The sequence below is a fragment of the Mycolicibacter engbaekii genome, from assembly GCF_002101585.1.
Lineage (GTDB): Bacteria > Actinomycetota > Actinomycetes > Mycobacteriales > Mycobacteriaceae > Mycobacterium > Mycobacterium engbaekii.
Genome location: NZ_LQOT01000032.1, coordinates 11,429 through 24,732 on the forward strand (window position 1 = coordinate 11,429; position 13,304 = coordinate 24,732).

The following is a 13,304-nucleotide window of genomic DNA, read 5'->3' on the forward strand; positions in this document are numbered from 1 at the left end:
CACCGGTTGCCCGGCGGACTACTCCGGCGCGAGCCAGACCGCCGATAAGGCCGGCAGGACCAGCACCGCCGAGGCGGGCCGGCCGTGCCACGGGCTGGCGGTGGCCTCGACGCCGCCCAGGTTGCCCTGGCCCGAGCCGCGGTAGCCGGCCGCATCGGTGTTGAGCACCTCGCGCCAGCGCCCCGACTGCGGCAGTCCCAGGTGGTAGTCGGTGTGGGCGACGCCGGCGAAGTTGAACACGCAGGCCAGCACCGAGCCGTCGGTGCCGTAGCGCAGGAAGCTCAGCACGTTGTTGGCCGAGTCGTTGGCGTCGATCCACGAGTAGCCGCGGGGGTCGGCGTCCTGGGTCCACAGGGCGGGCAGGGCCCGGTAGTGGGCGTTGAGGTCACCGACCAGACGCAGGATGCCGGGGGAGTAGCCGTCGGGCTCGACGGCGGGGTCGAGCTGAAACCAGTCGACGCCGCGTTCGTTGCACCACTCGCTGCGCTGACCGAACTCCTGGCCCATGAACAGCAACTGCTTGCCCGGGTGGGCCCACTGGTAGGCCAACAGGGCCCGCAGGCCCGCGGCTTTGTGGTGGTCGTCGCCCGGCATCCTCGACCACAACGTGCCCTTGCCGTGCACCACCTCGTCATGGCTGATGGGCAACACGTAGTTCTCGCTGAACGCGTAGAGCATCGAGAACGTCATGTTGTGGTGGTGGTAGCTGCGGTGCACCGGATCATGGCCCAGATAGGCCAGGGTGTCGTGCATCCAGCCCATGTTCCATTTCATCGAAAAGCCGAGGCCGCCGAGGCCGGTGTCTCGGGTGACCCCGGGCCAGGAGGTGGACTCCTCGGCGATGGTCACAATGCCCGGCGCGACCCGGTGGGTGGTCGCGTTGAGCTCCTGCAGGAACTGCACCGCCTCCAGGTTCTCCCGGCCCCCGTGGATGTTGGGGGTCCACCCGTCGTGCGGCCGTGAGTAGTCGAGGTAGAGCATCGATGCGACGGCGTCCACCCGTAGCCCGTCCACGTGGAACTCGGTCAGCCAGTACAGGGCGTTGGCGACCAGGAAGTTGCGCACCTCCGGGCGGCCGAAGTCGAACACGTAGGTGCCCCAGTCGAGTTGTTCACCGCGGCGGGGATCGGAGTGCTCATACAGGGGGGTCCCGTCGAACCGGCCCAGAGCCCAGTCGTCTTTGGGGAAGTGTGCCGGCACCCAGTCCACGATCACGCCGATGCCGGCACCGTGCAGCGCGTCGACCAGCGCCCGGAAGTCGTCGGGGGAGCCGAAGCGGGCCGTCGGGGCGTAGTACGACGTCACCTGATAGCCCCAGGACCCGCCGAAGGGGTGTTCGGCCACGGGCAGCAGTTCCACATGCGTGAAGCCCCGGTGCGCGACGTACTCGGTCAGTTCCACCGCGAGCTGGCGGTAGCTCAGACCGGGCCGCCAGGAGCCCAGGTGGACCTCGTAGGTGCTCATCGGTTCGTTCACCGGGTCACGCCTGGCGCGTTGCGCCATCCACTCGGTGTCGTTCCAGGTGTAGTCGCTCGAGGTCACCACCGAGGCGGTGCGCGGCGGCACCTCGGTGGCGAAGGCAAAGGGGTCGGCGCGCTCGGTGACCGCGCCGTCGGCTCCGTGCACGCGGAACTTGTAGAGACCGTCGACGGGGAAGTCCGGCCAGAACAGCTCCCAGACACCGGAGAACCCCAACGACCGCAGCGGCGCGTCGTCCCCGGACCACCCGTTGAAGTCGCCGATCAGACTCACGCCGGTGGCGTTGGGGGCCCACACCGCGAAGGACACGCCGGATACCTCGCCGTCCGGTGTGGTGAAGGTGCGCCGATGCGCGCCCATCACCTCCCAGAGGCGTTCATGGCGCCCCTCGGCGAACAGGTACAGGTCCAGTTCCCCCAGGGTCGGGGCAAACCGGTAGCCGTCGGCGACGGCGCACACACCTGTCGGTTCGGCGAACTTCGCGGATTCGGGGTAGTGCACCTCCAGCCGGTAATCGGCCAGACCGGTGCACGGCAGGGCCGCCGCGAACAGCCCGGATCCGAGATCACGCATGACGAATCGCTGCCCGCCGGCGATCACCACCACCCGGTGTGCCCGCGGACGCAGGGTCCGGATAATCGTGTTCCTGCCAACCTCGTGTGCACCCAGAATGGCGTGCGGATCGTGGTGTTCACCGGCAAGCAGCCGCGCCAGCTCGGCAGCCGGGGGCGCCAGATGTCGGGTGGTGGCGGCCATCAACGGCGCAGCAGTTCGGTGCGGCTGCCGGCGTTGATCGCCGGCATCGTCACGATGTGGGCGACCGCGCGCGCCGGGTCCAGCCGCACGTAGTTGTCCTGACCCCAGTTGTAGTCCTCTCCGCTGATCTGGTCGCGCACCCAGAACCGCTGGTAGTCCGGCATTCCCAGCGCCCACATATCCAGGTGCAGGGTCGCCTCCTCGGCGCTGAACGGGTTCAGGGTGACGACCACCAGCACGGTGTCGCCGGTGGCCGGGTCGAACTTGCTGTAGGCCAGCAGCGCGTCGTTGTCCACATGGTGGAAGCGGATGGTGCGCAGCTGGTCCAACGCCGGGTGCAGCCGGCGAATCTCGTTGAGCCGGGCGATGAACGGCTCCAGCGAACGGCCCGCCGCCAGGGCGCCGGCGAAGTCGCGGGGCCGGAGTTCGTACTTTTCGGAGTCGAGATACTCCTCGCTGCCTTCGTGCAGTGCGCGGTCTTCGAACAACTCGAAGCCGGAGTACACGCCCCAGGCGGGGCTCAGCGTCGCGGCCAGCACCGCGCGGATCGCGAACATTCCCGGACCGCCGTGCTGCAGGCTGGCGTGCAGGATGTCGGGGGTGTTGACGAACAGGTTCGGCCGGCGGAAGTCGGCGAATTCCGCGATCTCCATCCCGAACTCGGTGATCTCGGATTTGGTCGTGCGCCAGGTGAAGTAGGTGTAGGACTGGGTGAAGCCCAGCTTGGCCAAGCCGTACTGGCGGGCCGGTGGGGTGAACGCCTCGGACAGGAACAGGACGTCCGGGTCGATGTTCTTGACGGCGGCGATCAGCCAGAGCCAGAAATCGGGTGGCTTGGTGTGCGGGTTGTCCACCCGAAAGATCTTGACGCCGTGCTCCATCCAGAACTGCACCACCCGCAGCACCTCGGCATACAGACCGGCCGGATCGTTGTCGAAGTTCAGCGGATAGATGTCCTGGTACTTCTTCGGCGGGTTCTCGGCGTAGGCGATGGTCCCGTCGGGCAGTTCGGTGAACCACTCCCGGTGCTCGGTGGCCCAGGGGTGATCCGGTGCGCATTGCAGCGCCAGGTCGAGTGCGACTTCCAGATTCAGCCGCTGTGCTGCGGCGACGAACGCGTCGAAATCGTCGATGTCACCCAGCTGCGGATGCACCGCGTCGTGGCCGCCCTCGGCGCTGCCGATGGCCCACGGCGAGCCGACGTCGCCGGGTTCGGCGGTCGCGGAGTTGTTGCGGCCCTTGCGATGGACCCGGCCGATGGGATGGACCGGAGGCAGGTACACCACGTCGAACCCCATCTCGGCGATCCGGGGCAGGGCCGCCGCCGCGGTGGCGAATGTGCCGTGAACCGGTCGGCCGTGGGAATCCCAGCCGCCGGTGGAGCGGGGGAACATCTCGTACCACGCACCGCTGCGGGCCTGCGGCCGGTCCACCCACACCTGGTGCTCGGCGCTGGGGGTGACCAGCTCCCGCAGCGGGTGGTGGGCCAGCAGCTCGTCCAGATCTGCCGACAGCGCCGGGGCGGCTCTGCTCAGCGGATCACCCGGCGCGCGCAGTGCCGCGGCGGCCGCCAGCACAGGTTTGCGCAGGGCCGCCGGAACGCCGGTCGCGGCCCGGTCCAGCAGCTCGGCGCCGATCACCAGGTCATTGGCCAGCTCGGCCGCCCCCTGGCCGGCGTCCAGTTTGGCCGTCACCGCCTCGCGCCAGCTCTGCAGCGGATTGCCCCAGCCTTCGACCCGGAACGCCCACAGGCCGACGGCGTCGGGGCAGAACGCACCGTGGAACACATAGGCGTCGAAGCCGGTGTGCATGGGCAGGCGCAGCGCGGAGCCGGGCGACGCGGCGGACGCGACGTCCCCGGGCAGCGGATAGCGCCGCCCCAGGAAGCGCACCACCAATGTCGCCGCGACGGCTTCATGGCCTTCTCGCCAGACCGTGGCTTTGACCGGCACGGTCTCTCCGACCACGGCCTTGGCCGGATAGCGGCCGCACGAGACGACCGGTGCGACATCGTCGACCTCGACTCGGCCAGCCACCGCACTCCGTTCGTCGTCATTCGCCGTCGGGCATACTCCGCCCACGGTAGCCGCCGCCCGGGGGCCCGGCATCACGCAACATGTTCGCAACCGAATTGTCAGATCTAGGGGGCAGTCCCAGATTCGTGTCGCCGGTAGTGTGGTCAACCGTGAAGGCCCTCCGCCGGTTCACCGTTCGCGCCCACCTGCCCGAGAGGCTGCTGGCGCTTGAGCAGCTGTCGATGAACCTGCGCTGGTCCTGGGAGCAACCCACCCAGGAGCTGTTCGCCGCCATCGATCCCGAACTGTGGGACGGGTGCGGGCGTGACCCGGTGGCGCTGCTGGGCGCGGTGAGTCCGGGGCGCCTGGAGGCGCTGGCCGGCGATCACGGATTCACCTCCCGGCTCGACGCGCTGTCTGCCGACCTCACCGCGTACCTGACGAAGCCGCGCTGGTACCAGCACCGCCAGGACGACGGCGCCGCGCTGCCGACGGCGATCGCCTACTTCTCCATGGAGTTCGGCGTTGCCGAGGCGCTGCCGAACTACTCGGGCGGGCTGGGAATCCTGGCCGGCGACCACCTGAAGTCGGCATCGGATCTGGGTGTGCCGTTGATCGCGGTCGGGCTCTACTACCGCTCCGGCTATTTCCGCCAGGCGCTGACCGCCGACGGCTGGCAGCGGGAGACCTATCCCGCGCTGGACCCGCAGGGACTGCCGTTGCGGCTGCTGGTCGAGGCCGACGGCACACCGGTGCTGATCGGGGTGGCCCTGCCCGGTGCCGGCCGGCTACGGGCCAGGGTGTGGGTGGCCCAGGTCGGCCGAGTGCCGTTGTTGCTGCTGGATTCCGATATCGGGGAGAACCCGCACCAGCTGCGGGGCATCACCGATCGGTTGTACGGCGGCGACCAGGAGCACCGGATCCGCCAGGAGATCCTGGCCGGGGTCGGCGGGGTGCGGGCGATCCGGGAGTTCACCCGGCTGCAGGGCACGCCCGCCCCCGAGGTGTTCCACATGAACGAGGGCCATGCCGGCTTCCTGGGCGTGGAGCGCATCCGCGAGCTGATCGCCGAGCAGGGCCTGGATTTCGACACCGCTCTGGCCGTGGTGCGCTCGGCGACGGTGTTCACCACCCACACACCGGTTCCGGCCGGCATCGACCGGTTCCCCACGGAGATGGTGCGCCGCTACTTCGACGACGGCGGTCAGGCTCTGGTCCCTGGGGTGCCCACCGAGCGGGTCATGGAACTGGGCGTCGAACACGATCCGGACACGTTCAACATGGCCCATATGGGCCTGCGCCTGGCGCAGCGGGCCAACGGTGTCTCCCGGCTGCACGGCCGGGTGAGCCGGACCATGTTCAATGACCTGTGGCCGGGTTTCGACGCCGACGAGGTGCCGATCGGCTCGATCACCAACGGGGTGCACGCGCCGAGTTGGGCGGCGCCGCCGTGGCTGCAGCTGAGCCGCGACGTGGGCGCCGCCGACTCCAGCGCCTCGCCCGCGGCGTGGCAGCGCATTGCGCAGGTCGACCCGGTGGCGTTGTGGGCGATCCGCTCGCAACTGCGCGCCCTGCTGGTCGACGAAGTCCGGTTGCGGCTGTTGCAGTCCGGGCTGCAGCGCGGCTCCTCGGAGGCCGAACTGGGCTGGATCGCCACGGCGTTCGACCCCGACGTGCTGACCATCGGGTTCGCCCGCCGGGTGCCGACCTACAAGCGGTTGACGCTGATGTTGCGCGATCCGGAGCGGTTGGAGCGCCTGCTGCTCGACGAGCAGCACCCGGTCCAGTTGATCGTCGCCGGTAAATCCCATCCGGCCGACGAAGGCGGCAAGGCGCTGATTCAGCAGGTGGTGCGGTTCGCCGACCGGCCGGAGGTGCGGCACCGGATCGCCTTTTTGCCCGACTACGACATGTCGATGGCCCGGCGGCTGTACTCCGGATGTGATGTCTGGCTGAACAATCCGCTGCGGCCGCTGGAGGCCTGCGGCACCTCGGGGATGAAGAGCGCGCTCAACGGCGGCCTGAACCTGTCGATCCGGGACGGCTGGTGGGACGAGTGGTTCGACGGGGAGAACGGCTGGGCGATCCCCACCGCCGACGGTGTCGCCGACGAGAATCGTCGGGACGATCTGGAAGCCGCGGCGCTCTACGACCTGCTGGCCACCTCGGTGGTGCCCAAGTTCTACGACCGCGATGAGCGTGGCGTGCCGCCGCGCTGGATCGAGATGGTGCACCACACCCTGCAGACGCTGGGCCCCAAGGTGTTGGCAACGCGCATGGTGCACGACTATGTGGAGCAGTGTTATGCGCCGGCGGCGCTGTCGTTGCGGCGCACCTGCGAGCCGATTGACGGCGTGCCCTACGGTGCGGCACGTCAACTGGCCGACTACCGGCGCCGGGTGGAGGCGGCCTGGCCGCACATCGAGATCACCGACGTCGACAGCACCGGCTTACCCGATGCGCCCTGGCTCGGTTCGGAATTGACACTGACGGCCTCGGTGCGCCTGGCCGGCCTGCGGCCCGACGAGGTGGTGGTGCAGGCGGTGCTGGGCCGGGTGGATTCCGGTGACACCCTGCTGGATCCGGTCAAAGTGGCGATGTCGCACTCGCATACCGACGCCGACGGAACCGAGGTGTTCTCCACCACCAGTCGGCTGCCGGTGGCCGGGTCGGTGGGCTACACCGTACGGGTGCTGCCCAGCCATCCGCTGCTGTCCGGCGATGCCGAGCTGGGGCTGGTCACGCTGGCCTGAGGGAGGGGCGGCGGCATTCTCCGCGAGCAGACGCGAAAGCCCCCAAAAGCGAGTGTTCTAGGGGGCTTTGACGTCTGCTCGCCATGGTGAGATTAGGGGAAGCGGGCCAAGCAGTGATCGAAATCGCCGAGCACCCCGGTGCGGTAGGCGTCGATACGGGAGAAACCGGCCGGTACCGACTCGCCGTTGACGTCGCCGGCCGCCAGCCCGTTGGTCAACAGCCCGGCGACCGCTTCGTCGAGATCGCCCGCGGTCAACGCGATCCGGCCCCCGTTGGAGGTGGTGACGCCCTGGGACAGCAGGGTGGTGGCCACTCCCGTGAGGCACGCGGTGCGCAGCGCGGCGGCGGCATTGTCGAGCACCAGCCCGCCGTGTTCGATCTGAACCCGCTGCAGGTAGCGCGAGATCAGCACCGAATAGGCGGTGTTGTCGCCGGACAGCGTCGCCAGCTTCTGGTCATTGCTGGGGGTGCCCATGGCCTGCAGCGCCGGCAGGTCGATCGAGATGGTGTTGCTCGCCGGACAGTACGAGGCCGGCTGGCTCGGGCGGGCATCGGGGCACAACGATGCGTCCGCGGCGTCGAAGGTCAGCTTGGGCGGCTGGGCCGGCGTGAAGGCGATGTTCATCGCGTCGAGGACCAGTCGCACCGAGTCCTCGCTGACCGGTACTTCACCGGTTTCGTTCTGTTGCAGCTGAACAGGCAGTTCGCCGCGCCGCTGCTCGATCTCCTTGGCGTCGATGCCCGCACACGATCCGGCGCCGTCGGTGAACCCGAACTGGAAGGCCGAGATCCGCTCGAAAGCCGAGCCGTGCTCGTTGTTGCCGATCGTCTCGCCGGGATTCAGCAACGGATCGCGCAGTGCCAGCATCGCGGCCAACACGCTGTTGAGCCCGTCGCCGGTGCTCAGCGTGAAGCGGGGGGAGTCGCCCTGGGCCACCCAGCGCAGATAGACCCCGGCCAGGCAATCGGCCTGCTGCTCTGCCACCAGGGTGGGGGTCTGGCGCCGTTTGGTGATCCCGGCCGTGCGGGCGATCGCGTGGCCGTACTCGTGGGCCAGCACCATGGTGATGGCCATGTCGCCATAGGCGCTGCGCAGCGCGGGCAGCAGCAGCCGGCGGTCCCAGCCGATGGTGTTGTCCAGGTAGCAGTAGGCGGCGTTGACCAGCAGGAAAGTCCGGTTACCGCAGAACTTTCCGCGGGGTTGGCTGGGATCCCATGACTTGAGCTCGTTGGCGGGCCGGAAATCGCCGTCGAAGGTGTTGGGGTAGGTGGTGGTCCAGAAAGTCTCGAGGTCGCTGACCGACTGGGCGGCCAGCGAATCGATGCGGCCGCCGTCGGTGCCCTGGACCTCCCGGGTGGGCGGTGGGGCGTCGGGGCGCAGACCGGTGGGGCCGTCGACTGCCTGCAGTCCCCCCACCCGGAACGGGTCGGCGAAGATCGACACCGGTGTCCCGTCGATCATCCGGGCGCAGCCGCTCAGCAGCAGGACCATCGTGCAGGCGGTGACGAGAACCCGGCGGTTCAGCGAGCCTCGACGACGGAGAGGCGAAGCTGGGGCCGGCGCATAGTCACAGCGGTTCAGCGAGCCTCGACGACGGAGAGGCGAAACTGGGGCCGCCGCATCATCACGGTGCCGTCGGGGGGCTTGGCGCATGGGGTATCACGATAGTGCGCTTAATCGCCGCGCAGCCGCTGCAGCGCCAGTCGCACCTTGCCGGCGTCGGTGGTGGCCCAGAACGGCGGCAGCGAGGCTCGCAGGTATCCGGCGTAGCGGGCGGTGGCCATCCGGGAGTCCAGCACCGCCACCACGCCGCGGTCGTCGATCCCGCGCAGCAGCCGGCCGGCGCCCTGGGCCAGCAGCAGTGCGGCGTGGTTGGCGGCCACCGCCATGAAACCGTTGCCGCCGTGCGCGGTGATCGCGCGCTGGCGGGCTGTCAGCAGTGGGTCATCGGGTCGCGGGAACGGGATGCGGTCGATGAGCACCAGCGACAGCGACGGTCCGGGCACGTCGACGCCCTGCCACAGTGACAGCGTGCCGAACAGCGACGTCTCGGCATCCTCGGCGAACTGTTCGACCAGCGCGCCGGTGGTGTCGTCGCCCTGGCACAGCACCGGGGTGTCCAGCCGCTCGCGCATGGCCTCGGCAGCGGCCCGCGCCGCCCGCATCGAGGAGAACAATCCCAGGGTCCGGCCGCCGGCCGCGGTGATCAGCGCGGTGATCTCCTCCAGCTGTTGGTCGGTTCCGGTGCCGTCGCGCCCGGGTGGCGGCAGATGGGCGGCGACGTAGAGGATGCCCGCCTTGGCGTGGTCGAACGGGGAGCCCACATCCAGGCCGCGCCAGCGCGCCGCCTGAGCCTCGGCGCCGCGCCGCAGACCCCAGTCCCCGGCCATCGCGTCGAAGGAGCCCCCGACCGTCAGCGTCGCCGAGGTCAGCACCGTCGTCGCCCGGGCGAACAACCGCTCACGCAGCAGGCCCGCCACCGACAGCGGCGCGACCCGCAACACCGCGCGCACCGAGCCGCGGTTGTCCTCATGGCTGAGCCAGACCACGTCGTAGCGGTCGGGGATGGCCGGCTCGAACGAGGTCAGGATCCGGGCCGCGGTATCGGAGATCTCGGTCAATGCCGCGACGGATTCCTTGCGTGCGGCGGCGGCCTTGGGGTCGGCGGGGGCGGTGTCGATAGCCGCGCGGGCCGCACCGGCCGCATCCCGCAGCGCGGCCAGATAGGTGGCCAGCTCGTCGTCGAGATGATCCATCCGCCCGGGTGTGGCGTCGTGGATCGCCGAGCCGAACGTCAGCGACGCGGCGTCGAGGCGCTGGACCAGTTCGGGGGAGACCAGCCGCGCCACCCGGCGCACGGCGACGCTGAGCAGGGTGGCGCTGAGCTCGGCGGTGGCCACCGACGTCACCCGGTCGGCGAGTTCGTGTGCCTCGTCGATCACCAGGAGGTGGTGCTCGGGCAGCACGGTGTTCTCCGAGACGGCGTCGATGGCCAACAGCGCGTGGTTGGTGACGACGACGTCGGCCTGTGCGGCCACCGCCCGGGCCCGCTCGGCGAAGCAGTCGGTGCCGTATTGGCAGCGCACCGCACCGACGCACTCGCGCGCCGAGACGCTGACCTGCGACCAGGACCGTTCCGGTACACCGGGTTTGAGGTCGTCGCGGTCACCGGTGTCGGTGTCTTCGGCCCACGCGGTCAGTCGTTGCACGTCGCGGCCCAGGGCACTGGCCGCGAAGGGATCGAACAGTTCGGCCTGTGGACCCTCGTCCTGCTCATCGGCTGCGCCGGTATGGATTTTGTTCAGGCACAGGTAATTCCGTCGGCCTTTGAGCAGCGCGAAGGTGGGCCGCCGGGGCAACACCTTCTCCAGGGCGCCGGCCAGTCGCGGCAGGTCCCGATCGACGAGCTGGCGCTGCAGCGCGATGGTCGCGGTCGACACCACGACCGGGCTTTCGTCGGCCAGGGCCCGGGCGATCGCCGGAACCAGGTAGGCCAGCGATTTGCCGGTGCCGGTGCCGGCCTGGACAGCCAGGTGCTCGCCGGTCTCGAAGGCGCGCGCCACCGCCTCGGCCATCTGAACCTGGCCCTGGCGTTCACTGCCGCCGAGTGCGGCCACCGCGGCGGCGAGCAGCTCGGGTACGGACGGGTCAGCCATGGTGTGCACACGGTAGCCCGCGGCCGATCGGCATGCGCAACGCCTCAGGCGCACTACCCTGAGGGTCATGAGCGGCCAATTGCCGGGCGGCGCGGTGCACCAACTTCCCGCAGACCTGCGGGAGGGCCTGCTGGAGTGCCCCGCCGCGGTGACCGCCTGGCTCGACATCACCCCCTTGGCGCGCAACGAGTTCATCTGCTGGGTCGAAGACGCCAAGCAGCAGGCGACCCGGGAGCACCGCATCCGCCGCACCCGGGAGGAACTCGAGGAAGGCAAGCGGCGTCCGTGCTGCTGGCCCGGGTGCAAGCATCGGGAGCGCAACGGCAGGTAGCACCGCCGGTGCTCAGCCGTCGCCGGACACCACCCGCGTCGGGATGGCCGGCTCACCACGGCCGAGCTTCAGGCCCTCCCACGGCAGGCTGTGCAGCCCGGAGACCACGCGCTCGCGCGCCGCGGCCAGCGCCGCCGGACCGGTCTCGGCCACCACCTCGCCGCGGCGGAGCAGCGGAACCGTCAAACCCCGGGCCGGTGCATCCGCGGCGGGCGGGCGCCCGGCCGGGTAGACGACCTCCTCGACGGCGGTGCCGTTGCGCGCCAGGCGCATCGCGTGTTTGCATCCGCCCTGCGACTGCTTACCGGCACTGAGTTTGCCCACGGGTCTGCCGTCGACCTCGACCAGTTTGTAGACGAACCCGGCGGTCGGCACGCCCGAACCGGTCACCAGGGCGGTGCCGACGCCGTAGCTGTCCACCGGCGCGGCCCGCAGCGCCGCGATGGCGTACTCGTCGAGGTCGCCGGAGACGACGATCTTGGTTGCGGTGGCGCCCAATCGGTCCAGCTGGTCGCGCACCCGGTGGGCCAGCACCGCCAGCTCTCCGGAGTCGATCCGTACCGCACCGAGGTCCGGTCCGGCCGCCGCCACGGCGTTGGCGACCCCGGTGGCGACGTCATAGGTGTCCACCAGCAGTGTGGTGCCGACGCCCTGCACGGCCACCTGGGACCGGAACGCTTCAAGCTCGCCGTCGGCTCCGGTGTGCAGCAGGGTGAAGGCGTGGGCGCTGGTGCCCAGCACCGGCAACCCGAAGCGGCGGTGCGCCTCCAGATTGGAGGTCCCGGCGAAACCCGCCAGGTAGGCGGCGCGTGCCGCGGCCACGGCGGCCTGCTCGTGGGTGCGACGCGAACCCATCTCGATCAGCGGCCGCCCGGCGGCGGCGTGCACCATGCGGGCCGCCGCCGAGGCGATCGCGGTGTCGTGGTTGAAGATCGACAGGGCCAGTGTCTCCAGCACGACGCACTCGGCGAAACTGCCCTGCACGGTGAGCACCGGCGAGCCGGCGAAGTGCAGCTCACCTTCGGGATAGCCGTCGATGTCGCCGCGGAAGCGGAAATCGGCCAGGAACTGCAGCGTCGGGGGATCCAGGAACTCCGAGAGCAGGTGCAGCGCGGCATCGTCGAAAGAGAAGTCCAGCACAGCCTGCACAAACCGGTCGGTGCCGGCAACCACCCCGTAGCGACGCGTCTCGGGCAGCCGGCGGGTGAACATCTCGAAGGCGGCCCGCCGGGTGGCGGTGCCGTCGCGCAGCGCCGCGGCGAGCATGGTCAGCTCGTACTTGTCGGTGAGCAGCCCGCTGCACCGGGCCGAGGAGTCCACCTGCCAACCGTATCGACTGGACCGCACCCCGGCTCGGCTCGGTATCCTGACCGGTATGGCCACGTCAGCACCGACGTCTGCCCCGGTGAAACCACAGGGCACCGGGGAGCGGCGCGCCGACCCGGTCGAGGGGACGGCGTCCCCGTGGGTGACCATCGTCTGGGACGACCCGGTCAACCTGATGACGTATGTGACCTACATCTTCCAAAAGCTGTTCGGTTACAGCGAGCAGCATGCGACCAAGCTGATGTTGCAGGTGCACAACGAGGGCAAGGCCGTCGTGTCGGCCGGCAGCCGGGAGTCGATGGAGGTCGACGTGTCCAAACTGCATGCCGCCGGGTTGTGGGCGACCATGCAGCAGGACCGCTGAGACTCGATCGGAAGGGAACCGGGACGTCACCGTGCGAAATTGGAAGCGGGTCGAAACCGCCGACGGGCCCCGCTTCCGTTCTGCGCTGGCCCTGCACGAGGCCGGGCTGCTGCGCAACCTGATCGGCTCGGTTCTGGGCATGCTCGAGGCACGGGAGTCCGGCTCCCCGCCAGACGAACTCGAGCAGATCACCGGGATGCGAACCGGCAACACCCGCCCACCGGCAGACGACACCACGCGCCGGCTGCTGCCGGACTTCTACCGCCCGCAAGGCCCCGGGCAGGACCCCGCGGTCGACGCCGACAGCCTGAACGCGGCGCTGCGCAGCCTGCACGAGCCGCAGATCATCGACGCCAAACGCGCGGCGGCACAACAGGTGCTGGACACCATTCCCGAACAGGGCGGCCGTTTGGAGTTGACCGAAGACCAGGCGAACGCATGGATCGCCGCCGTCAACGACGTGCGGCTCGCGCTGGGCACGGTGCTCAAGATCGGGCCCGACGGCCCCGAGCAGTTGCCTGCCGGCGACGTGGCGGCCGCGCAGCTCAACGTCTACCAGTGGCTCACGGTGCTGCAAGAATTCCTGGTAGTCGCACTGATGGGAAGGCCCAGACGATGACGC

9 protein-coding genes are annotated in these 13,304 nt (G+C 69.8%); 4 read left to right on the plus strand and 5 right to left on the minus strand.

What is annotated here, in order from left to right:
- Positions 1-18 precede the first annotated feature (18 nt).
- Together glgB and AWC02_RS09535 are read right to left on the minus strand one after the other, a co-directional pair.
- Entirely contained in the window at positions 19-2,235 is a 2,217-nt protein-coding gene (gene glgB / locus AWC02_RS09530; protein WP_085128543.1) for a 1,4-alpha-glucan branching protein GlgB, read from the minus strand.
- Positions 2,235-4,271 (minus strand): alpha-1,4-glucan--maltose-1-phosphate maltosyltransferase, encoded by a 2,037-nt coding sequence (locus tag AWC02_RS09535; RefSeq protein WP_085128544.1) that lies wholly within the window; start codon positions 4,269-4,271, stop codon positions 2,235-2,237. The genes glgB and AWC02_RS09535 overlap by 1 nt, the downstream gene beginning before the upstream one ends.
- Before the next feature lie 149 nt (positions 4,272-4,420).
- Between AWC02_RS09535 and glgP the strand changes: the two genes are divergently transcribed.
- Positions 4,421-7,003 carry an alpha-glucan family phosphorylase gene (gene glgP, locus AWC02_RS09540; protein ID WP_085128545.1) on the plus strand — a complete coding sequence of 861 codons (2,583 nt, stop codon included), beginning with the start codon at positions 4,421-4,423 and terminating at the stop codon, positions 7,001-7,003.
- Between the two features lie 92 nt (positions 7,004-7,095).
- On the opposite strand, the gene AWC02_RS09545 is transcribed toward glgP, so the two are convergent.
- Together AWC02_RS09545 and AWC02_RS09550 are read right to left on the minus strand one after the other, a co-directional pair.
- Positions 7,096-8,496 (minus strand): neutral zinc metallopeptidase, encoded by a 1,401-nt coding sequence (locus AWC02_RS09545; protein WP_109560950.1) that lies wholly within the window; start codon positions 8,494-8,496, stop codon positions 7,096-7,098.
- 182 nt (positions 8,497-8,678) lie between these two features.
- Positions 8,679-10,661: an ATP-dependent DNA helicase gene (locus tag AWC02_RS09550; RefSeq protein ID WP_085128574.1), complete on the minus strand. Its 1,983-nt coding sequence runs from the start codon at positions 10,659-10,661 to the stop codon at positions 8,679-8,681.
- A gap of 67 nt (positions 10,662-10,728) precedes the next feature.
- Between AWC02_RS09550 and AWC02_RS09555 the strand changes: the two genes are divergently transcribed.
- A complete protein-coding gene (locus tag AWC02_RS09555) occupies positions 10,729-10,992 on the plus strand; it encodes a YdeI/OmpD-associated family protein (protein WP_085128547.1) in 264 nt (87 codons plus the stop codon).
- A 12-nt stretch (positions 10,993-11,004) separates the two neighbouring features.
- Here AWC02_RS09555 and AWC02_RS09560 read toward each other — a convergent pair whose 3' ends face one another.
- Positions 11,005-12,312, minus strand: coding sequence for a nicotinate phosphoribosyltransferase (locus AWC02_RS09560; RefSeq protein WP_272818984.1), 1,308 nt, complete (start codon positions 12,310-12,312; stop codon positions 11,005-11,007).
- A 55-nt stretch (positions 12,313-12,367) separates the two neighbouring features.
- Between AWC02_RS09560 and clpS the strand changes: the two genes are divergently transcribed.
- Positions 12,368-12,682, plus strand: coding sequence for an ATP-dependent Clp protease adapter ClpS (gene clpS / locus AWC02_RS09565; protein ID WP_046320562.1), 315 nt, complete (start codon positions 12,368-12,370; stop codon positions 12,680-12,682).
- Positions 12,683-12,713: 31 nt separating this feature from the next.
- Complete coding sequence (gene aosR / locus AWC02_RS09570) at positions 12,714-13,301, plus strand: oxidative stress transcriptional regulator AosR (protein ID WP_085128549.1); 588 nt, start codon at positions 12,714-12,716, stop codon at positions 13,299-13,301.
- The last annotated feature ends 3 nt before the right edge of the window (positions 13,302-13,304 follow it).

What these genes read in the sequence shown, in the direction of transcription:
- AWC02_RS09555 (WP_085128547.1), top strand. Translation starts at nt 10,729, where the DNA reads ATGAGCGGCCAATTGCCGGGCGGCGCGGTGCACCAACTTCCCGCAGAC.
- AWC02_RS09545 (WP_109560950.1), bottom strand. Translation starts at nt 8,496, where the DNA reads ATGGTCCTGCTGCTGAGCGGCTGCGCCCGGATGATCGACGGGACACCG.
- clpS (WP_046320562.1), top strand. Translation starts at nt 12,368, where the DNA reads ATGGCCACGTCAGCACCGACGTCTGCCCCGGTGAAACCACAGGGCACC.
- AWC02_RS09550 (WP_085128574.1), bottom strand. Translation starts at nt 10,661, where the DNA reads ATGGCTGACCCGTCCGTACCCGAGCTGCTCGCCGCCGCGGTGGCCGCA.
- glgB (WP_085128543.1), bottom strand. Translation starts at nt 2,235, where the DNA reads ATGGCCGCCACCACCCGACATCTGGCGCCCCCGGCTGCCGAGCTGGCG.